The organism is Pandoraea pnomenusa, from assembly GCF_040391475.1.
GTDB classification, from domain to species: domain Bacteria; phylum Pseudomonadota; class Gammaproteobacteria; order Burkholderiales; family Burkholderiaceae; genus Pandoraea; species Pandoraea pnomenusa_C.
Genome location: NZ_JBEBXS010000010.1, coordinates 95,035 through 114,940, shown reverse-complemented (window position 1 = coordinate 114,940; position 19,906 = coordinate 95,035). Strand labels below are relative to the sequence as shown.

General features: G+C 62.7%; 16 protein-coding genes. 9 read left to right on the top strand and 7 right to left on the bottom strand.

Annotation, left to right across the window (positions count from 1 at the left end):
* Window positions 1-625: 625 nt before the first annotated feature.
* The 3 genes from ABWO90_RS12905 to ABWO90_RS12895 all read left to right on the top strand — a co-directional run bounded on the left by ABWO90_RS12905 (window position 626) and on the right by ABWO90_RS12895 (window position 5,198).
* Window positions 626-2,302, top strand: coding sequence for a hypothetical protein (locus tag ABWO90_RS12905; protein WP_353191635.1), 1,677 nt, complete (start codon window positions 626-628; stop codon window positions 2,300-2,302).
* Between the two features lie 426 nt (window positions 2,303-2,728).
* A complete protein-coding gene (locus ABWO90_RS12900) occupies window positions 2,729-4,207 on the top strand; it encodes an aldehyde dehydrogenase (protein ID WP_353191634.1) in 1,479 nt (492 codons plus the stop codon).
* Between the two features lie 85 nt (window positions 4,208-4,292).
* Entirely contained in the window at window positions 4,293-5,198 is a 906-nt protein-coding gene (locus tag ABWO90_RS12895) for an NAD(P)-dependent oxidoreductase (protein ID WP_502922604.1), read from the top strand.
* Window positions 5,199-5,275: 77 nt separating this feature from the next.
* Here ABWO90_RS12895 and ABWO90_RS12890 read toward each other — a convergent pair whose 3' ends face one another.
* From ABWO90_RS12890 to ABWO90_RS12880, 3 genes are all read right to left on the bottom strand, one after another.
* A complete protein-coding gene (locus ABWO90_RS12890; RefSeq protein ID WP_353191632.1) occupies window positions 5,276-6,178 on the bottom strand; it encodes a LysR family transcriptional regulator in 903 nt (300 codons plus the stop codon).
* Between the two features lie 208 nt (window positions 6,179-6,386).
* Window positions 6,387-7,790 carry an MmgE/PrpD family protein gene (locus ABWO90_RS12885; protein WP_353191631.1) on the bottom strand — a complete coding sequence of 468 codons (1,404 nt, stop codon included), beginning with the start codon at window positions 7,788-7,790 and terminating at the stop codon, window positions 6,387-6,389.
* A gap of 134 nt (window positions 7,791-7,924) precedes the next feature.
* Window positions 7,925-8,992, bottom strand: a complete 1,068-nt coding sequence (locus tag ABWO90_RS12880; RefSeq protein ID WP_353191630.1) for an amidohydrolase family protein — start codon at window positions 8,990-8,992, stop codon at window positions 7,925-7,927.
* A gap of 347 nt (window positions 8,993-9,339) precedes the next feature.
* Here ABWO90_RS12880 and ABWO90_RS12875 point away from each other — a divergent pair, with 347 nt between their 5' ends.
* The 6 genes from ABWO90_RS12875 to ABWO90_RS12850 all read left to right on the top strand — a co-directional run bounded on the left by ABWO90_RS12875 (window position 9,340) and on the right by ABWO90_RS12850 (window position 14,861).
* The gene (locus tag ABWO90_RS12875) at window positions 9,340-10,704 is read left to right on the top strand and encodes an LLM class flavin-dependent oxidoreductase (protein WP_353191629.1); all 1,365 of its coding nucleotides are present in this window, start codon (window positions 9,340-9,342) and stop codon (window positions 10,702-10,704) included.
* Between the two features lie 39 nt (window positions 10,705-10,743).
* Window positions 10,744-12,108 (top strand): acyclic terpene utilization AtuA family protein, encoded by a 1,365-nt coding sequence (locus ABWO90_RS12870; RefSeq protein WP_353191628.1) that lies wholly within the window; start codon window positions 10,744-10,746, stop codon window positions 12,106-12,108.
* A 2-nt stretch (window positions 12,109-12,110) separates the two neighbouring features.
* Window positions 12,111-12,422: a DUF4387 domain-containing protein gene (locus ABWO90_RS12865; RefSeq protein WP_353191627.1), complete on the top strand. Its 312-nt coding sequence runs from the start codon at window positions 12,111-12,113 to the stop codon at window positions 12,420-12,422.
* 53 nt (window positions 12,423-12,475) lie between these two features.
* A complete protein-coding gene (gene ribB, locus ABWO90_RS12860) occupies window positions 12,476-13,186 on the top strand; it encodes a 3,4-dihydroxy-2-butanone-4-phosphate synthase (RefSeq protein WP_353191626.1) in 711 nt (236 codons plus the stop codon).
* 18 nt (window positions 13,187-13,204) lie between these two features.
* Window positions 13,205-13,702 (top strand): flavin reductase family protein, encoded by a 498-nt coding sequence (locus tag ABWO90_RS12855; protein ID WP_353191625.1) that lies wholly within the window; start codon window positions 13,205-13,207, stop codon window positions 13,700-13,702.
* A 154-nt stretch (window positions 13,703-13,856) separates the two neighbouring features.
* Window positions 13,857-14,861 (top strand): LysR family transcriptional regulator, encoded by a 1,005-nt coding sequence (locus ABWO90_RS12850; RefSeq protein ID WP_353191624.1) that lies wholly within the window; start codon window positions 13,857-13,859, stop codon window positions 14,859-14,861.
* A 136-nt stretch (window positions 14,862-14,997) separates the two neighbouring features.
* On the opposite strand, the gene ABWO90_RS12845 is transcribed toward ABWO90_RS12850, so the two are convergent.
* From ABWO90_RS12845 to fmdA, 4 genes are all read right to left on the bottom strand, one after another.
* Window positions 14,998-16,383, bottom strand: a complete 1,386-nt coding sequence (locus tag ABWO90_RS12845) for an MFS transporter (RefSeq protein WP_353191623.1) — start codon at window positions 16,381-16,383, stop codon at window positions 14,998-15,000.
* 203 nt (window positions 16,384-16,586) lie between these two features.
* A complete protein-coding gene (locus tag ABWO90_RS12840; protein WP_353191622.1) occupies window positions 16,587-17,912 on the bottom strand; it encodes an MFS transporter in 1,326 nt (441 codons plus the stop codon).
* 245 nt (window positions 17,913-18,157) lie between these two features.
* Window positions 18,158-18,502 carry an FmdB family zinc ribbon protein gene (locus ABWO90_RS12835; RefSeq protein ID WP_353191621.1) on the bottom strand — a complete coding sequence of 115 codons (345 nt, stop codon included), beginning with the start codon at window positions 18,500-18,502 and terminating at the stop codon, window positions 18,158-18,160.
* Between the two features lie 54 nt (window positions 18,503-18,556).
* Entirely contained in the window at window positions 18,557-19,795 is a 1,239-nt protein-coding gene (gene fmdA, locus ABWO90_RS12830; RefSeq protein WP_353191620.1) for a formamidase, read from the bottom strand.
* Between the last annotated feature and the right edge of the window lie 111 nt (window positions 19,796-19,906).

Below are 19,906 nucleotides of genomic sequence, written 5' to 3'. Positions count from 1 at the left end.
GGATTCCTGTAGGAGAATTCGCTTCTTTCTATTGCTTGGCAGGCAGGCCCCTTATGGGCAATGATGATGGGTGAAGTTGGTCAGGAAGGTACTCGTTGACTGGCCGGACGCTGCTATGAGTCAAAGAATCTCACGCAATGCTTCCCAAAATCTCATCAGATGCATCCCACCACCCGAAGAGCCTTGTCCGGAGGGGCAGAAAATCTCACCTTATGACTCCCGCTACAGTATGTGTAGATAGACGCATAACCTGAGAAAAGGGGACCCATAAGTTGAAAAACTTATGGGTCTTTTCTTTTGGTGGGTAGCGGCAGGCCTAACGTGAGATTTTGCGATGCATCGGGTGAGATGCATTGAATGATGTGCAGTGGTCAACCCATCCCGGACTCTGGGGAAACGAGCGACATGGTTTGGTCAGCAGAGCCGACAAAGGATGATCACGCTGTCCCGTTCCCGCGAATTTGCCTTGAAAACTAGCGACAATCAGCTAGATTTGATCAAGCGCGTCGCGTCCGGCAAACAATAAGAACTGCGACACTTTTGGCCAATCGTTTCGCAAGTTGGCCGCTCCTCGCTGCACCACTTCCCGTGGCGCCCCGCATTCCTCTGAGAAACGGAGCAAGTCATGACTGTCGGACGCACTGTGGTGTCTCGCTTCAATCTCGGCGACCTTCTCACGCTTCCGGTGGTGACCTACCAGCGGGACGAGCACACCAGACAAGGTGTCTGGTCAAAACCGAACGTGCCTTTGTTGATTTTTAGTGACAATACTGTCGGTGGTGCCACGCTCCAGTATTCAAACGGCCCTATTGCGGGCGCCGCAGGCGGAAGCCCGCTGCAGTTGATCTTTTGGGGCGCGTGGTGGACTACCCAGACTGGTGCGCAGAGAAAAACGCTTATTGAACAGCGCGCTCAAAGCCTTCTGGCTAGTCCCTATTTCACGGAGCTCGTGCAGTACGGCGTCGTGCATGCACCAGTTTGGCGTGGATCGACGATTGTTACCAAGCCCGCGCCGCCGACACGATTAAAGTCGACCGATACCACCCGGAGCGTTCTTGATCTCGTCGACGACTTGCTCGACGACGGTGTGTTCCCCGATCCGGACGATGGTCCCCGCTTCGCATTCATCGTCTTAATGCCCGACGGCTTCACTGTCATAGACTCAAAGATACTCGGCGCTCACAAGAGCGACTATGACTGGGATTTCCCCTTTGACACTGACCGTTACTGGGCAGGATGGGTTCGTCCGGAGCCAACGGATCCTGAGGAAACGATGAGAACCCTGGGGCACGAACTGGTCGAGATCCTGACCGACCCCGAGAGTGATGCCTGGCGATGGAATCCCGTAATCGGCTCTAACACAGAAATAGCCGACACCTGCTTTTCTGACGGAGGTTCCACGTGGCAAGTCGCCTTTGTTAATGGTGTGATGGTCCAGTCATACTGGTCCAACCGCCATGGGGCGATGGTCATTCCGATCGACAATGATTACGAGGCAAGGCTCACTGCGAAGATCAGCGAATCATCGCGGAACGTCATCGCCGAAGGGACGTTTAGGCCGGACGCTTCAGACAGTGCGGCTTGCTCTCCGGAGTTGCCTGAGTGCTGCATCCAGGATCGAGACTATCAATGGCGCCTGTATTCGATAGCAGAAACCGCCCAGGTGCGAGTACAGACACATCGCTACCGAACACCCGCAATGACATGGACGATTAACGGTACGGCCGTATCAGGAGTGGGCGACCTCCCACTCACTGTCAACGTAGACGGGTTCATTGGACGCACGCCAATATCGACGACAAAGTCGTTCAAGGTGCACTTCGAAGTGAAGCCTAACGGCATCGACATCTCCGCTGCCGGCGTCGATGGTAATTTCGAAATCCTGGTCGGGTGCTCAGTGACAGACGGATCAATCACCGGCAACCTCACCACCAATGTCATCGCCACTCCGCAGCTCGTCGTCGACTTTGTCGGTGCCGAAGTCTTGCTGGAAGATGCCTACATCAGGCAGCGGTCCAATTGTCTGACCGCGATGGTGAAGCGCTACGCGGTTAAGTACAAGCCGACCGGAAAACCTGGCCCAGGCGATCCCATTAACTTTCTGACGCAGCTCAATGAATTACCGTCCCATGTAAGGCCAAACGAGTATCACCAGATCCGCGAAGCCGCGAAGGCGATGCGAGCAGCGTACGCCACGTTACCGGCGGCGTTGGCAGACAGTTTTGGACGTTCGCTGACCGTTGAAATTCCGACTCTGGAGCGCCAGCTTCGACGCGTGGACCAGAAGAAGGAGATTTCATGAAGTCATATGGAGAATGACGTTGCTCTGACGTTCGTGCTATCTGCAGATTCCCTCGAATCGAGTTGGTCGATATGTCTCGGAGATACATTCCATATGTTCGGGACACCAAGGTAGATATGCCATAGGCATAGATTCCGCGAGTGTTGCGTGACGGAGATCAACTATGGCGCCCTACGTGTGTTGTTGGGCCGCAGAGTCAGTGCGACTGGCGCCATCCCGATGTCATATCCCCAAACCCCCAGAACGCCTCCCGACCGACGACTCATTGATAGGCCCCATCTTTCCGGGGATGTCTCCCCCAAATAACAGAACTTCGAAATCGATATTGGACGCTTGCGCGGCTTCGTCTGAAGATGCCCTGCATTGGCGTGTTGCACGGTGTGCGGCGCGTTTGCGGGTAATCCTTATAAGAAGACAGGAGACAACGTGGTCAAGCGATACCAGCTCTATATTGGCGGCCGTTCGGTAGAGGCGACGGGTGGTCGGGTGCTTCCGAGCATCAATCCCTACACCGGCGCCGTGTGGGCCGAAATCCCTGACGCCAGCGCAACAGACGTATCTCGCGCCGTCGCCGCGGCCAGCCGGGCCTTCCACGAAGGCTGGCGCAACACGCCCGGCATCCTGCGCGCCGGCCTGATGAACAAGCTCGCCGCACTCGTCGAAGCGAACGCCGATCATCTTTCCACCATCGAGAGCACCGACAACGGCAAGATCGTGCGCGAGACGCGTCCGCAGATGCTCTGGGTGGCGCGCAACCTGCGCTACTTCGCCGGCTACGCCGACAAGCTCCTTGGCCAGCACCTCCCGCTCGATCAACCGAACACGCTCGACTACCTGTCGCTCGAGCCCTACGGCGTCGTAGGCGTCATCACCGCCTGGAATTCCCCGCTCTCGCTGCTCGCGAACAAGCTGGCGCCTGCGCTCGCGGCCGGCAACTGCGTCGTCGTGAAGCCGTCCGAACACGCCTCCGCATCGACGCTCGAATTTGCCTCGCTGGTCGAACAGGCCGGCTTCCCGCCGGGCGTTTTCAACGTTGTCACCGGCGGCGCGGAAACCGGCAGCGCACTGGTCGACGACCCGGGCGTTTCGCTCGTCAGTTTCACCGGTAGCCCCAACGTCGGTCGTCACATCGCCGCCGCCGCCGGTAGACGCCTGATCCCGGTCAAGCTCGAACTCGGCGGCAAGTCCCCGAACATCATCTTCGACGACGCCGATCTCGACAAAGCCGTCGTTGGCGCGCTCGCGGGCATCTTCGGCGCCACCGGACAAACGTGCGTCGCCGGCTCACGCCTTCTGGTGCAGCGCAGTGTCTACGACCAGGTCATCGATCGGCTCGCGACGCGTGCAAGCGCCATCCGGATGGGCGATCCGCTCGATCCGGCCACGGAGATGGGGGCCGTTGCCAACGAACCGCAATACCGACGCATCCTCGCCGCCATCGACGCCGCGAAAGACGCCGGCGGACGCCTCATCTGCGGCGGCAAGCGCGCCACCGGCCCGGGCCTCGATCAGGGGTACTTCATCGAGCCGACGATCTTCGCCGACGTCAACAATCGCAGCGAACTGGCACAGGAGGAAATCTTCGGGCCGGTGCTGGCGATCATCCCCTTCGACACGGAAGCCGAGGCCATCGCCATCGCCAACGACACGCGCTACGGCCTGGCCGCCGGCATCTGGTCGCGCGACATCTCGCGTGTCATGCGTGTCTCGAAAGCGATTCAGGCCGGCAGCGTGTGGGTCAACACCTACCGCGCACTGGCGGCACAAGCCCCCTTCGGCGGCTTCAAGGAATCGGGGATCGGGCGCGAGCGCGGCGAAGCCGGTCTGCACGAATACATGACGACCAAGAACGTCATGATCGATTACTCCGACGCCGTCCGCGATCCGTTCGCGATCCGCACGTAACGAACAAGAAAGGCCGCGACGCGCCGATCACGCGCTTCGCGGCCTCGTCGTCAACGACAACTCAGACAACGATATTCAGGAGACAATCTTGGCTACTACGCAAACCCTCGGCTTCATCGGTCTCGGTGTGATGGGCGGCCCCATGTGCGCCAACCTCACGCGCAAATCCGGCCACCCGGTGCACGTGTTCGATACCTCGAAGGAAGCCATCGGCAAACTCGTCGACGCGGGTGCTACGGCACACACCAGCATCGCCTCGCTTGCGCAGGCCGTCGACGTCGTGTTTCTCTCGCTGCCGTCCATCGATCAGGTCGAAGCCGTGTGCGCAGAACTGCGCAAGGCTGGCGACAAGCTTCGTCTGATCGTCGACATGAGCACGAGCGACGTGACGCGCACACGCGCCCTGGCCGAGTCACTCGCCGCCGACGGCATCGCGTATGCCGACGCCCCTGTCGCCCGGACGGCCGAGGCCGCCGTGAAGGGAACGTTGCTCATCACGGTCGGTGGCAGCAATGCGCTGTTCGAGTCCATCCGCCCGATGCTGGAATGCATGGGCAGCGACATCCTGCATTGCGGTGACGTCGGCGCCGGTCAGTTGGTGAAGATCCTCAACAACATGATGGTCTTCATGACGGTGAACGCGCTGTCGGAAATCATCACCATCGGACGTCGTGCCGGGCTGGACGGACAGGTGCTGTTCGATCTGCTGTCGAAGGGCTCGGCCGACAGCTTCGTGCTGCGCAACCACGGCATGAAGTCGCTCGCGGCCGACACGTTCCCGGAGAAGGTGTTTCCGCTCGTGTACGCCATCAAGGACGCGGGCCTGGCGCTAAAGCTCGCCGAGCAAGGCGACTTCAAGCCGCGTATCGCGCAATACACCTATGACGTGATGTGCGAAGCGCGCGAAGCGGGTTTCGGTCAGAACTACCATCCGGCGGTCGTGCAGATCGTCGACGGCCGAGCCGGGGGCAAGGTGGCGAAGTTGGCTTGACGCATCGACGCGCCACAACGCCCGAAAGCGGGTCGCAGGAACAGACCGAGCGGCCCGCTCACTCCCATCACTCCCCATCACCCCGCCTCGACCGGCACGCCGGCCAATCGCGGCAGTATCGTCGTGACGATCTTTTGCGTGAGCGCAGAGGCATGCCGCTGGCTCCAGATCGCCTCCATGCGAACACTACCGGCGGTCGTCGGCATCTCGCGAAATCGCACGCCGGGGAACGCGCTGTGCGCGTACGCACGCGGCACGAGCGACACCCCGAAGCCCAGGCGAACCATCTGGAAAATGGTCAACGGATTACGCGCGCTATGTTGCATCTCCGGACTGAAGCCGGCGCGATGACAGCACGCCACGATGGCATCGAAAATGGCCGGGCCGTGCTCACGCGATAGCCCGACCATCGGCTCGTTTGCCATGTCGGCAAGCGCGAAATCCGGCTTGCTGGCGAGCCAGTGATGCTCGGGCACGACGGCCACGAGCGACTCGCTGAAGATCGGCACGTGACTGAGCTTCATGCGGTCGGGACGCACATGGACGATGCCGAGATCGAGCGCTCCCTGCGCGACGGCCACCACCTGGTCCTGCGACTGCATGTCGTTGACCGAGATCACCACGTGCGGAAACGCTTCGCGCATCAGCGTGAGAAACGTCGGCATCACGCCGAACAACGCGGCCGTCGCAACGCCCACACGTAACGTGCCGGCGTCGCTCGTTGCCGTGCGCACCGTCGCATTGACTGCCGTGCGCAACTGATCGAGCAGCAACCGGCTCTCGCGCAGGAACACCACGCCGGCGTCCGTCAGCCTGACCTCACGCTTCGTTCGCGCGAACAACTGCACGCCCATCTCCGCTTCGAGCGCTTTGATGTGCTGCGTGAGCGGCGGTTGCGAAATATGCAGCCGCTCTGCGGCGCGGCTGAAGCTCAGTTCCTCCGCGACCGCGACGAAGGAGCGCAGATGTCGCATGTCCATGACGTTTCGCCTGTGATCTCCAATGGATGGGATGAGCGCTCGACGGGCAATACAGACCGACGATGGTGGAAGATTCTATAGCAGCGCGCAAGCCCGTCGAATATCACGCCGGCGCGCACCAAAGACAAGAGGCCCGGCATGCTGGATGACCGAGCCTCGGGGTGCCGAACCGCAGCGTCAATACGCGATAACGTTCTATTCGACGATATCAACCAAGCACACACGTCACATCGCGCACCGGCGTGTCCGGTCCGGCCGAGAGCAACGCGTCGAGTACGGTGTTCACGCGCGCGTCCGGCAGCGTCAGGCCGGCGTTGCCACGGAATTTCTCGCGGATCTCGTCGAGTGACAACGCACGCGCGCCGCTGCCGAGATTCATCGGTACATGGGCGCGCAGCGTGCGGCCATCTGCGAGTGTCACCGTCACCGCGCCGGAGAAGTACGTCGGGAAGTTGGAATCGACCTCCTTCACACATTCGGTCTTCGCGGCGAGCGCCAGAATGGCCGGATCGCGCAGGCTGTCGTCGTCGAGTTCACCCAGCGTGAATCGATTGCGCACGAAGCATGCCGCAACGACGAATTGCGCGCTGAATTTACCTTCGTAGTCGCTCTTCGGCACGATCTTGGCGCTGGCCGGCTCCGCCACGATCGGCAGCGTCGCTTCCGGCAACTCGCACACGATGCGCTCGATCTTCGCGTCGGGCCCCAGTTCGCGCCGCAGTTGCAGTGCGGCTTCGGCACAGCCGTGAATGAAGTGGCACACCGGGAACGGTTTGATGGACGTGTCGAGCATCGTCCACGTCGTGCCGAGCGCGTCGATGGCGGAGTCCGCATCGACCTGACTGGCCAGTGCCTGCAAGTGCGTATCGATCAGACCGAACCGACCCTCATACGGCCGCTTCGGACCGGCGAATCCGGCCTGCGCCATGTACGCCGCCGTGATGCCCGCGAGCGCGCCCCAACCGGGGTGCATGCGCTTGGTCCACGCGCCGTCTTCGAGGAACACCTGCACGCCGGACGCCGTGCTCGCAGCGATGCCTTGCGCGCAGGTGATCTGGTCGGCCGTCAGACCGAGCAGCTTGCCGGCGACGACCGCCGAACTGAAGTGCGACACGATGCCGGTCGCGTGGAAGCCTACGTGATGGAACCCGCCCTTCACCGCACGTCCCAGACGAATCGCCGTCTCCATGCCGGCCACATAGGCGGCGATCAGTTCGCCCCAGGTCGCGTTGGTCGCTTCGGCCAGCGCCATTGCCGTGGGCAGGCAGGCGACCGACGGATGCACGATGCTCGCCGGATGCGTGTCGTCGAAGTCCAGGCCGTGAATGAGGTAGCCGTTGGCCAACGCGGCATCGCGCGGCGCGAGACGCGCATCGCTGCCGATCACCGTGGCGTCGCCACTTCCGGCGGCCGCGCGAATCCCTTGAAGCCCCGGGGCGGCAAACGGAAAATGATGCGACGCGAACGCCAGTCCGATGGCATCGACGATGTGATGAACGGATTTGTTCCAAACGCTCTCGGGTAACGTCCCGGCATTCAGATCGACGGCGAACGCCGACAGGGATTGGGCAATATTGGCCGAGGGCTGGCGCAGTACGGAATTGCTGTGCATGGCGTATCTCTTTGCTTACGTGAACGATTCGGCCGCGACAAACGCCGTCAAGGCAGAACCGGTGTGGTATTCAATGCGTGTTCGATGCGTATCGATGCCTATGGTGGCGCGCTCACCGCGCGCCTGTGCACGGTTCAGATGCCACGAGCCTCGTCACCGATCCGGTAGATCCGGGCCGCTGTCCCATAGAAAAGATCGTGCTTTTCCGTCTCGCTGGCATTGGCGGCGAGACGCTTGAATGCGTTCCATACCGTCGCGTAGCTGGCCGACGCCCGATCGACCGGGAAGTTGCTCTCGAACATGCAGCGCTGCGCACCGAATGCCGAGATCACCGCTTCCACGGACGGACGCCATGCCTCGGCAAGCGTGAGCGATGACGGCGGCTCGGGCTGGCTGATGAAGTCGAAGCCGTACACGGCGGTGCCGTAACCACCGATCTTCACGACGACATTCGGACAGGTGGCCAGCGTCGCGAGCAACGGCAACCACTCGTCGAAGGCCGCTTGCTGACGGCCCGCGTAGGGACCGACGCCAAGCAGCCCGCCAATGTGATCGAGCACGATGGTCGTGTCCGGTGCGGCACGTGCGAGATCGATCACTTCCTGTAGCTGCGTGTGATACACCCACGCATCGAATGAAAGTCCCAGCGTCGCGAGTCGGCGCACACCGGCACGGAATCCGTCGTCGGCAAAAAGGCCCACCGGCGGGCGCGGCAGCACGCCGTGCTTGAACGCGTCATGACGCGCCGCCGAACAGCGAATGCCGCGAAAGCGACCCTTGCCGGCGTCGATTTGCGCAGCGAGCACGTCTTCGATCGCATCGCCTTCGCACAAATCGGCGTAGCCGACGATGCCGGCGGCCACGTCGGTCTTTGCACCTCGTGCCTGCGCGGCTTCGGCGCAGGCCACCACGGCCTCCGTCTCGCCGAGCGGCATCCATCGCGCCTCGCCCGACGTCCGATATTCCCAGCCGCACTGCACATAGACAGTCCCTTCGACGTTGTGCCCGGCACCCGTGTCGCGCAACAGATCGTCGAGACCGAAGCCCCCCCAGTGATGCGAGAAGTGATGATGCGGGTCGATGATCCGGCGCGCCGGGTCCAGCGTCGGCTCGGGCGCATGAGCGAGCCATTCGGGGCTCGGGTGACGGGTCTGCACCAGGGGCGGATCGTGCTGGACGGCTGCCTGCGTTGAAGCGTTCACGAAATGTCTCCTCCGAAGATGGTAGCCATGGATTTCGCATTCGCCGCGCGCCGGATTGGGGGGCGACGCGCCGGATCTATCCGTGCGGCGAATGAATGCGCGAACCGATGGCGGATTCATTCGCGGGCGTCGCGGCCCGCTGCTGGCCGGGGTGAGTCGACGAGGACAGTCGATGCGAATCTGGCTTGGCAACAAGCATAAACGCATCGGCGACGCGCCCGACGCCCCCGATTCATTCGATATGCCTATAGATCTATCGGACTGTCTAAATTGTTTTGGGTGGCCGCCGGGAATAACGTTGCTCTCGTGAAACACATGAACCAATTCCACACGAGGACAACGACATCATGACTTCTGCAACACCGCGGCAAATGGCGCTGGTCGCCTTCCTCCAGGCACAGAATTGCAGCAACTACGCGGGCTCGTGGCGGCACCCGTCGAGCATGACGGACTATCTGTCGCCCGAGTACTACCAGCGCATCGCCCGCACGCTCGAAGAAGGCAAGTTCGACATGGCGTTCTTCGACGACCGTCTCGCCATGCCCGACATCTACGGCAACAACCATAACGAAACCGTTCGCCACGGTGTGCGCGCCGTCAAACTGGAACCGACGTCGGTGCTCATGGCGATGGGCATGGTGACGTCGCGCCTCGGACTCGGCGCCACCTACTCGACCACCTACTACGAGCCGTATCACGTGGCGCGCCTGTTCGCGACGCTCGATCTGATGACGAAGGGCCGTGTGGCCTGGAACGTCGTCACGTCGATGAACGACTCGGAAGCCGCGAACTTCGGTGCGGATGAACACCTGGAACACGACACCCGTTACGACCGCGCCGACGAGTTCATGGAAGTGGTGATGGGTCACTGGGATACGTGGCGCGAAGGCGCCATCGTGGCGGACAAGCAGGAGAGCTACTTCGCCGACCCGTCGATGGTGACGCGGCTCGACCACGAAGGACGCTTCTTCAACTCCCGCGGACCGCTCACGGTGCCGCGCTCGGCCCAGGGGCACCCCGTGATTCTGCAGGCCGGACAGAGCGGTCGCGGTCTCGCCTTCGCGGCACGCTGGGCGGAAGTCGTCTTCGCCAAGTACCCGACGCTGGAGAACGGCATCAAGCAGTATCAGGCGTTGAAAGCGGGCGCGGCAGCGGCCGGCCGCGATCCGGCGTCGATCAAGATTTGCGCGGAAGTGAAGATCATCGTGGGCGACACCGAAGCGGACGCTCGTGAAAAGCACGACCTGATCGCGTCGCTCTCACGCCCGATCGACGGCCTCACCATGATCGGCGAGACACTCAACATCGACTTCGCGGGTCGTCCTTACGATCAGCCGTTCACCGACGAAGAGCTGGCCGCCGTGTCGTGGCAGAGCCTGCGCGACAAAGTGGTCCAGGTCAGCGGCAAGAAGAACCCGTCGGTCCGCGACTTCGTCGAGGCGTCCGGACGCGGCACGTTGCGCGATGGCCCGTGCTTCGTCGGCACCGGCGCACAGGTCGCGGAGCAGATGATCGAATGGTTCGACAAGGCGTGCGACGGCTTCGTGCTGTCGGCGACGTACGTGCCGGGCACTTACGAAGACATCGTGCGTCTGGTGATCCCCGAGCTGCAAAAGCGTGGCGTGTTCCGCAAGGAATACGAGAGCGGCACGTTGCGCAGCCATCTCGGCCTGCGCAAGCCGCTCGCCGGCGACTGGCGCAAGCCGCAGTAATGGACCGGTGATCTGAACGATATGGGAGATACCGTCCAAATGACGTCCAAGACAGTACGCATGATGTCGGCGAGCGGCATCCTGGGCTATGGCTTTCCGGAAGCGTCGATTCGCGCGGCCATGGAACGCAAGCCGCACATGTTCGGTGTGGATGGCGGCAGCTCGGACCCGGGCCCCTACTACCTGGGCTCCGGCAAGACGCTGAACTCGCGCCTTGCCATGAAGCGGGACCTGTCGCTGTTGCTGCGCGCGGCCATTGCGTCCGGTGTACCGATGATGGTCGGCACCGCCGGCGGCGCCGGCGGCGAGACGCACCTGCAGGTCTGCGCGGACATCGTGCGCGAGATCGCTCGCGAGCACGATCTGCATTTCAAGATGGCACTGATTCATGCCGAGCAGCCGAAGGACTATCTCAAGCGACGTCTCGCCGAAGGCCGCATCCGCGCGCTCGACGACGCGCCGGCGCTCGACGCCGAAACGCTCGACAGTGCGCAGCGCATCGTCGGCATGATGGGCCCCGAGCCGTATCGGGCGGCACTGGAAGCCGGCGCGCAGGTGATCCTCGGCGGTCGTGGCACCGACCCGTCGCCGTGGGTGGCACTGGCGATGCATCACGGTATGCCGGAGGCATCGTCGTGGTACGCGGGCAAGATGCTGGAATGCGCGTGCAACGCGGCGATCCCGAAGAAGCACGACTGCCTGCTCGTGACCGTGGGCGACGACTACGTCGAAGCGGAACCGCTCAACCCGGAACTGCGTTGCACGCCGTTATCGGTCGCGGTTCAGGCATTGCACGAGACCTCGAGCCCGGTGATTCGTCACGAACCCGGTGGTCTCGTCGACACGACGCATTGCCGCATCGAAGCCGTCACCGATCGCGTGGTGCGCGTGTCGGGCATGCGCTGGGAACCGCAACCGTACTCGATCAAGCTCGAAGGCGCCCGCAGCGTCGGATTCAGCGCCGTGACGTTCGCGGCGACGCGCGACCCGGGCCTGATTTCGCAGATGGACACGTTCCTCGATTTCGTGCGCGAATCGACGCGCACGAAAGTCTCTGCCCTGAGCATCTCGCCCGACGACTATCAGCTTGTGCTTCGTGTCTACGGACGCAACGGCGTAATGGGAGCGTGGGAGCCGACGTCCGGTGTCGTGCCGGTCGAGATGTCGATCATCGCCGAGGTGATCGGCAAGACCCAGGAGATCGCGAACGCGGCGCTCTCGCTCGCTCGCGTGACGTTGCTGCATTCGGACTTTGCCGGTCGCATGTGCCGCGAGGGCAACATGGCGTTCCCGTTCTCGCCGTCGGATATCGAACGCGGCGAAGTGTACGAGTTCATGTTGCAGCACGTCGTACTCCCGGACGACCCGCTCGAAATGTTCCCCATCGAATACGAGGAGGTCTGACGATGACCCGTCTCAAAGACATCGCGAAGGCCTGCAAGAGCAAGAATGCGGGACCGTTTCACATCACGCTCGACATCATGTTCGACGACCCGGCGTTGTACGAGCGCGTGCGTGCCACGGGCGTCATCACCGCCGAGCGCATTGCGTCGCTGTATCACGTGGACGTCGAGCAGGTGCGTTTCACCGAGTATCCGCCGGCGCTCGCGTGGAAGGCGACGTTGCCGCGCCGTATCGCGTCGGGCGCCATCGGTGACACCGACATCTACGGCGCGCAGCAGCACGCGATTCTGCTCGACATCGAGGTGCCGCTGTAATGGGTGCCGCCGAAGATGCCGGGTCTTCCGGACAGATACGCAAGGCCAGAACCATGCAAGACGTTCATTCACTGATTGAGAGACCCGCGCCGGCAAACGAGGCGCGCCCGTCGATTCCCGCCGGACTGCGTCGCCACGGCGCGACGGGCGCGTTCGACAACGTACCGGCGGCGATTCACGCCATCGAGCGAGGCGAGTTCGTGCTCGTATTGGACGACGAAAGCCGGGAGAACGAAGGGGATCTGATTATCGCGGCCGACGCCGTAACGCCGGAGAAGCTCGCCTTCATGGTGCGATATACGAGCGGACTGATCTGCGTGGCGATGCCCGGGCGCGTGCTCGATCGTCTGCAATTGCCGCCGATGGTGCAGAACAATGAAGATCCGATGCGCACGGCCTTCTCCGTGAGCGTCGACCTGCGTCATGGCATCTCGACGGGAATCTCCGCCGCCGATCGGGCGGCAACGATCACCGCGCTCGCCCAGACGAAGTCGTCAGCCGACGACTTTGTCCGCCCGGGGCATGTCTTCCCGTTGCGCGCCCGCGAGGGCGGCGTGACGGAGCGGCCGGGGCACACCGAAGCCGCCTACGACCTCGTGCGACTGGCGGGACGCGGCTATGCCGGTGTGCTGTGCGAAGTGGTCAACGACGATGGAACGATGGCGCGGCGCCCGGACCTGATGCGCTTCGCTATCGATCACGGCATCGCGCTCATCTCGATCGCACAACTGGTCGCGTATTGCGGCGCGACGGAAATGGCTTGAAAGGCGGGGAAAGGAAACATGAACATCATCGACAGTAAGGCGCTGCGCAAGACGCTCGGTGCATTCACGACGGGCGTGACGGTCATCACCGCGATCGGCGAGGACGGCAAGCGCTACGGCGTCACGGCGAACTCGTTCAGCTCGGTCTCGCTCGACCCGCCGCTGATCCTGTGGAGTCAGTCCACGGCGTCGCGCAGCCATCCGGCGTTTCGCGACACGGAACGCTTCGTCGTCAATATTCTGGCGGCCGATCAGAGTCACGTGTCAGACCGCTTCGCGAAGTCGGGCGACGACAAGTTCGAAGGCGTCGAGATCGACGAGGGGCTGGGCGGCCTGCCGATCATTCGCGGCGCCGCGGCGTTTCTCGAGTGCCGCAAGATGGCGACGTATCCCGGCGGCGATCACGTGGTGTTTCTCGGCCAGGTCGAGAACCTGTTTCGCGCGGATCGCGCACCGCTCGCGTTCTGCGACGGCCGATACCTGACACATCTCGCTCAGGATCACGCTGTCGCCTGAGCACGACTTTCCCGCCCGCGTCGCCGGCTTCGGGTCTGCGCGCGGGTGACAGACCGGACCTGAGCCTCAGTGTATTTCCCTACGCGCGGAGGCCATTTCGGCGCAGTCGGCCATCGGAGCTGCGTGCTAACATCGCCGCTAACGCGTTAGCGCGATGCCACCGAGCCTTTCGGTGACGCCTGCGCCGCACACGCGTGCGTCCGACGCATTTCCACCCTCGGCCGATCTCATGGACAATCCCGCGTTTCGCTTTCACCTTCCCGAGCTGGAAACTTTCCTGGTGGTGCTTGAAGAGGGACAGTTCAGCAAGGCGGCCGAGCGACTCTGCATCTCTCAGCCGACGGCGTCGAGCCGGGTGAAGAAGCTCGAATCGGTGTTGCGCGTGCAACTGCTCGTGCGCACCACGCGCAGCGTCGAACCAACGGAAGAGGGGCGCCTGCTGCAGGCCGCCGCCACCGAAGCGCTCAGCGGCCTTTACGACGTGCTCCGGCAGTTTCGCGGGCGCTCCGAAGCGGCGCGCAATCGTGTCGTCGTGGCCGCCACGCCGATGATTGCCGCGACCTTCCTGCCGCAGATCATTCATTCCTATTGCGAGCGTTTTCCCGACGTCAGCGTCCAGCTCAGGGACATGCCGTATGAAAGCGTACTCAAGTCCGTCTCCGACGGCGCGGCCGATCTGGGTGTGGCTGCCATCGACGGGGAGCAGGACAATCTGGTTTTCCGTGCGCTTGCCGAAGAACCGGTGGTGCTGATCGCACCGGCGTCGCATCCGATTACGCAGGTGCAGAAGGTGACGATCGAGATGCTGCTGCCGTTCCGTCTGATCCTGCTGGCTCGCTATGGCGATTTGCGCCAGCGTCTCGCACAGGCATTCGACGAGCGGGGGGCCGTGTTCGATGCCGCGTCGGCGGCCACACTGCCGACCTTGCTCGGCATGATCGACACCGGGGGCTTCCTGACGCTCATGCCGCGTTCTCTCGCAGAATCGAACGCGCGCCGCAATCGCACCACGCTGGAGCTCGCCGACTTTCACGCCACGCGCTGCTACGGCAGCATTGTCGCCCGCAAGGCGGTGCCCACCAGCGCCATCAAGAGCTTCCGTGAGCATCTGCATCAGGAGTTCGAGACGCTGATGCAGGGTGCCGGCACAGCGGCATAGTATTGGCGCAACGGCGTCGTAGCTTGCCGCATCCGTAGACCTTCGCTGCCTTCTCTCTCAAATAAAAAAGCGGTGTCACTGCCGAAGCCGTGACACCGTTGCGTCGATACCGGTCTTGCCGGCACCGGACGTGGGTTCAGGTGGTTGCGCTGTTGCCCACGACCGTTCCCCCGGAGGAAATCGAATCGTTGCTGGCTGACGCCGTGCCGCCTGCGTAGCCGACCGAGTGGGTACGGTGCATCCGCTTCATGTAGCCGATACCGCCGAGCGTGGCCACGAAGCCGGACACCGACACCATACCGGCAAGGTAGACCCAGGAGCCCGTCTCACGCATCAGCCATTCGGCGAGAAGCGGCGTGGGTGCGCTGAAGATGATCGAGGCGATGGCGCCGGACACCGCCACGCCGGTGTACCGATACTCCGCCGGGAACAACTCCGCACTCATGCTGCCGACCACCCCGTACGTCGTGACCTGTCCGCACACCATCGCGAGCGACAGCGCAATGCCGACGAACACCGGGTTGGCGGTATTCAACGTCATGAACAGCGGAATGCTGGCGAAGACGGCGAAGAGCGAGCCGAAGAAGAAGATGCGATGCGCGCCGATGCGGTCCGCATAGGAACAGACGATGGGGAAGGCGACCAGCGCGACCAGCGAGGCGATCATCACCAGGCGGAACGTCGTCGCCTGCGGCATCTTCAGTTGATAGGTGGCGTACGAGACGAAGTAAGTGGCCACCATGTAGAAGACGACGGCGAACGAGGCCGACATCGCCGTGGAGATCAGCGTGGGTACCTTGGCGTGACGCAGCAAATCGGCGATGGGAAGTTTCACCCGCTTGCCGGCGGCCTTCACGCGCTCGAAGTCTTCCGATTCCGCGACGCCGAGGCGAATGATGAGACCGATGATCACGAGCGCGAAGCCTGCGATGAACGGCACGCGCCAACCCCATGCGAGACGGTCGTCGGGCGGCAGCATGCCCACGAGCGCCATCGCGCCGGTCGACAGGAACAGCCCGAAGCCGCTGCCCATCTGCGGGGCGGCGCCGTAGAGCCGGATCTTGTGCTTCGGGGCATTCTCCACTGCGACCAGCACGGCGCCCCCCCATTCGCCGCCGACCGCGAGGCCTTGCAGCAGGCGCAGCGAGACCAGCAGCACCGGCGCGAGCATGCCGATCTTCTCGTAGGTCGGCAGCAGGCCGATGGCGCCGGTGGCCACGCCCATGAGCACCAGCGTGAAGATCATCGTCGACTTGCGGCCGATGCGGTCGCCGAGGTGGCCGAACAGGAATGCGCCGAGCGGACGCGCCAGGAAGGCGACGCCGAACGACGCGAAGGCGATCAGCCGGGCAATCGAAGGATCCTTGTTCGGGAAGAACAACGGGCCGAAGTAGAGGGCCGCTGCCGTGCCATAGATGAAATACTCGTACCACTCCACCGACGTGCCGACGCAGCTTGAGATGAGTGCCCGTCGCGCCTGCTTTGCCTTATCGACCCTGGGCTGGGCGGTTTGCTCTGCCATGATGTCTCCTGTCTTCATTTATTTGGTTTGAACCGGTGGGCGCGTGCAAGGGCAGCGGCCGCTGAGTCGGTTGATGACATTCTCGTCACGCGCGAGCAAGGCATCTATGCGTTGACTAAATAGATTGATTGGATTTTCGGAAGAATGCAAAGAGAGGGGCTGGCACGCCGGGCGGACGGCGTCCGGCGTGCCGTCGCCGCCCCTTAGCGATTGACCAGTTTCCCGGGCACGCACAGCGCCAGCATCGCACCGAGCACCATGAACCCGGCGAGCATGACCATGCTGGCGGTCGCGGTGCCGGTCGCGTCGCGCAACCATCCCACCGCGTAGGGGCCGGCGAACCCGGCGAGATTGCCCATCGCATTGACGAGCGCGATGCCGGCGGCGGCACCCGTGCCGGCCAGGATGGCGGTCGGAAAACACCAGAAGAGTGGCAGGGTCGTGAGAATGCCTGCGGTCGCCATCGACAGCGCGAACATGGACAGCGTCGTATTGTGGGTCCACGCCACGGCCAGCAGTAATCCAACGGCGCCGCAAAGCGCCGGGCCTGCGGTGTGCCAGCGGCGTTCGCGACGCAGATCGGCGTTGCGCGCCACGCCGAGCATGACGACCACGGCGGCAAGCGACGGAATCGCAGAGAGCAACCCGATCATCCATGGGTCGACGGCACCGGCGCCCTTGATGATCGTCGGCATCCAGAACCCGACGCCGTACATCCCCATGACAAAGCAGAAGTGCATCGCACAGATCAGCCAGATTCGCCGGTCGGTGAGGACAGCCGTGAGCGGCACATCGTCCTTGCTGGCGTTATCGGCGGCCACGTTGCGTTCGAGCAGGGTCTTCTCGTCATGAGTGAGCCATTTCGCCTTGTCGATGCGATCGTCGAGGCATGCGAGCACCAGGAAGCCGACCAGGATCGAGGGCAGGCCTTCGAGCAGGAAGAGCCATTGCCAGCCATGCCAGCCGTGCAGTCCGTCGAAGGTCTTGAGGATGTAGCCGGAGAGCGGGCCGCCGATGATGCCGGCAAGCGGCACCGCCACGATGAAGCGCGAGGTCATGCGTGCGCGACGGTGCGCTGGAAACCAGCAGGTCAGATAGACGATGATGCCGGGGAAGAAACCGGCCTCGGCCACGCCGAGCAGGAAGCGCATCACGTAGAAGCCGGTAGGCGACGTGACGTAGAGCGTCAGGCACGAGATCAGGCCCCAGGTGATCATGATCCGGGCGATCCATACGCGCGCGCCGACGCGATTCAGGATCAGGTTGCTCGGAATCTCGAACAGGAAATAGCCGAGAAAGAAGATCCCGGCGCCGAAGCCATACACGGCATCCGACAGATTCAGGTCGCTCGCCATCTGCAGCTTGGCGAATCCCACGTTGACGCGGTCGAGGTACGCCACGACGTAGCACAGCATCAACAGGGGAATGAGCCGCCGCGCGACCTTGCGATAGGTGGCCTCTTCAATCGCAAGGGTGTGCGCGCAAGGCGCGTCCGCCGGCGCTTCTCGCGGCGGGGAAAGGGAATCCATCTGCATTGCCATCGACGTGTCTCCAGGGCGGATCCTGGCGGGATCCATTTAATGTATTAACTGCACCGGTATTTCCTGGATGGATTCTAAGCTGCGGGGTGTCGGGCCATTTCTTGCGCAATTCGAATCGACTGATTTACCGAACGAATGAATCGTCAAGGCGCGACAGCAGACATAAAAAAGGCCCCATGAGCCGAAATGCTCATGGGGCCTTTTCATTCCCGGCGTTGCGCCCGATAGGTGGCCTAGTGACTGATCATCCAAGGTCTCCCACCGGGGCGTTTGAGGCCGGTGGACGTGTCTCGATTCACCCCGGCCAACCCCACCTTTCCGCTCGAGCAGCAACTACACCCGGGGCGATGTCTGCCTGACGTCCCTTCGCCAGACTGTCGCGGCGCATTCGCCGCCCGCTCGTTCGTTGCATGGGCAACCCTGCTGGCATTCCCCATCAACGCGAGAGATGGTGCCGTAATCACCCTCGTGCCTTCATTCCCGCAATCGGGGCAATGGCACGGCGCGTCGCGATCCGCGATGCGTCGCATCACCACAAACGGCCCACAGCCCGAACATTCGAAGTCGTAAATCGGCATGTCATCCTCCGTTCAGTGCCATAGCGCAAAAATTCGCATCCCGACTTCAAGATCTCAAGCCTTGACCACATCGGGCGAGCAGGGCATGTCCACGCCGCCCTTCACATGCTTCACGGGCCCATCGGCATTCGGACGAATATCGAAGTCGAAGATCTGTGTCGGGAGCCACAACGTCGCACAGGCATTCGGAATGTCCACGACACCGCTGATATGCCCCTGTACCGGCGCGCACCCAAGCAACGAATACGCCTGCGCGCCCGAATACCCGAACTTCTTCAGATACTCGATCGCGTTCAGACAGGCCTGACGATAGGCCACGGTGACGTCGAGATAATGCTGGCCGCCCTGCTCGTCCACTGAAATGCCTTCGAAGATCAGATAGTCGTTGTACGCGGGGGTGATCGGACTCGGCTGGAACACCGGATTACGAATGCCGTACTTCTCCATGCCGCCCTTGATCACATTCACGCGCATGTGCACCCAGCCCGCCATCTCGATTGCGCCGCAGAACGTAATCTCGCCGTCGCCCTGACTGAAGTGGAGATCGCCGACGGACAACCCGGCGCCATCGACATATACCGGGAAGAACACCTTCGAGCCGCGCGACAGATCCTTGATGTCGCAATTGCCGCCATGCTCACGCGGCGGGACTGTCCGCGCGCCGGACGCCGCAGCCTTCTCACGCGCAGCCCCCGACAACTTGCCCATATGTGCAGTCGCGGCGAACGGCGGATTTGCCAGCGGTGGCACGCGTTGCGGATCCGTCGCGATCAGGCCGGTCTCGCGTGCGTTCCAGGTCTCGAGGAGCTTCGGATCCGGCAAGCACCCGATCAACCCCGGGTGGATCAGTCCGGCGAAGTTCACGCCGGGGATATGACGAGAACTCGTATACAGCCCGTGGAAGTCCCAGATCGATTTCTGCGCATGGGGGAAGTGATCTGTCAGGAAGCCGCCGCCGTTCGTCTTCGAGAAGAAGCCGTTGAAACCCCATTGGCTGTCCTGCTTCGCGCCGATGTCCAGCAGATCGACCACGAGCAGATCGCCGGGTTCGGCCCCCTTCACACCGACCGGTCCGGAGAGAAAATGCACGATCGACAGATCGATGTCGCGCACGTCGTCTGCACTGTCATCGTTCTTGATGAAGCCGCCGGTCCAGTCGTAGGTTTCCAGGATGAAATCGTCGCCGGGCTTCACCCAGCACGCCATCGGAATGTCCGGGTGCCAACGGTTGTGCACCTGCTCATTTTCATAAGCGGACTGGTTCAGGTCGACCTTGATGAGAGTTTCAGCCATGCGCTCGCTCCTGGTTTCAAATGCCGGTGGGAGACACCGGCGATCTAATGGGCGCCATCCGGCGCCGGACTACACAGAGAGGGTTTCGCGGACGTACTGACATCGACAGTA

Coding starts and splice junctions, on each gene's coding strand:
- ABWO90_RS12840 (WP_353191622.1), bottom strand. CDS start 17,912: ATGGATTCCCTTTCCCCGCCGCGAGAAGCGCCGGCGGACGCGCCTTGC.
- ABWO90_RS12865 (WP_353191627.1), top strand. CDS start 12,111: ATGACCCGTCTCAAAGACATCGCGAAGGCCTGCAAGAGCAAGAATGCG.
- ABWO90_RS12870 (WP_353191628.1), top strand. CDS start 10,744: ATGACGTCCAAGACAGTACGCATGATGTCGGCGAGCGGCATCCTGGGC.
- ABWO90_RS12835 (WP_353191621.1), bottom strand. CDS start 18,502: ATGCCGATTTACGACTTCGAATGTTCGGGCTGTGGGCCGTTTGTGGTG.
- ribB (WP_353191626.1), top strand. CDS start 12,476: ATGCAAGACGTTCATTCACTGATTGAGAGACCCGCGCCGGCAAACGAG.
- ABWO90_RS12890 (WP_353191632.1), bottom strand. CDS start 6,178: ATGGACATGCGACATCTGCGCTCCTTCGTCGCGGTCGCGGAGGAACTG.
- ABWO90_RS12845 (WP_353191623.1), bottom strand. CDS start 16,383: ATGGCAGAGCAAACCGCCCAGCCCAGGGTCGATAAGGCAAAGCAGGCG.
- fmdA (WP_353191620.1), bottom strand. CDS start 19,795: ATGGCTGAAACTCTCATCAAGGTCGACCTGAACCAGTCCGCTTATGAA.
- ABWO90_RS12875 (WP_353191629.1), top strand. CDS start 9,340: ATGACTTCTGCAACACCGCGGCAAATGGCGCTGGTCGCCTTCCTCCAG.
- ABWO90_RS12905 (WP_353191635.1), top strand. CDS start 626: ATGACTGTCGGACGCACTGTGGTGTCTCGCTTCAATCTCGGCGACCTT.
- ABWO90_RS12850 (WP_353191624.1), top strand. CDS start 13,857: ATGCCACCGAGCCTTTCGGTGACGCCTGCGCCGCACACGCGTGCGTCC.
- ABWO90_RS12885 (WP_353191631.1), bottom strand. CDS start 7,790: ATGCACAGCAATTCCGTACTGCGCCAGCCCTCGGCCAATATTGCCCAA.
- ABWO90_RS12855 (WP_353191625.1), top strand. CDS start 13,205: ATGAACATCATCGACAGTAAGGCGCTGCGCAAGACGCTCGGTGCATTC.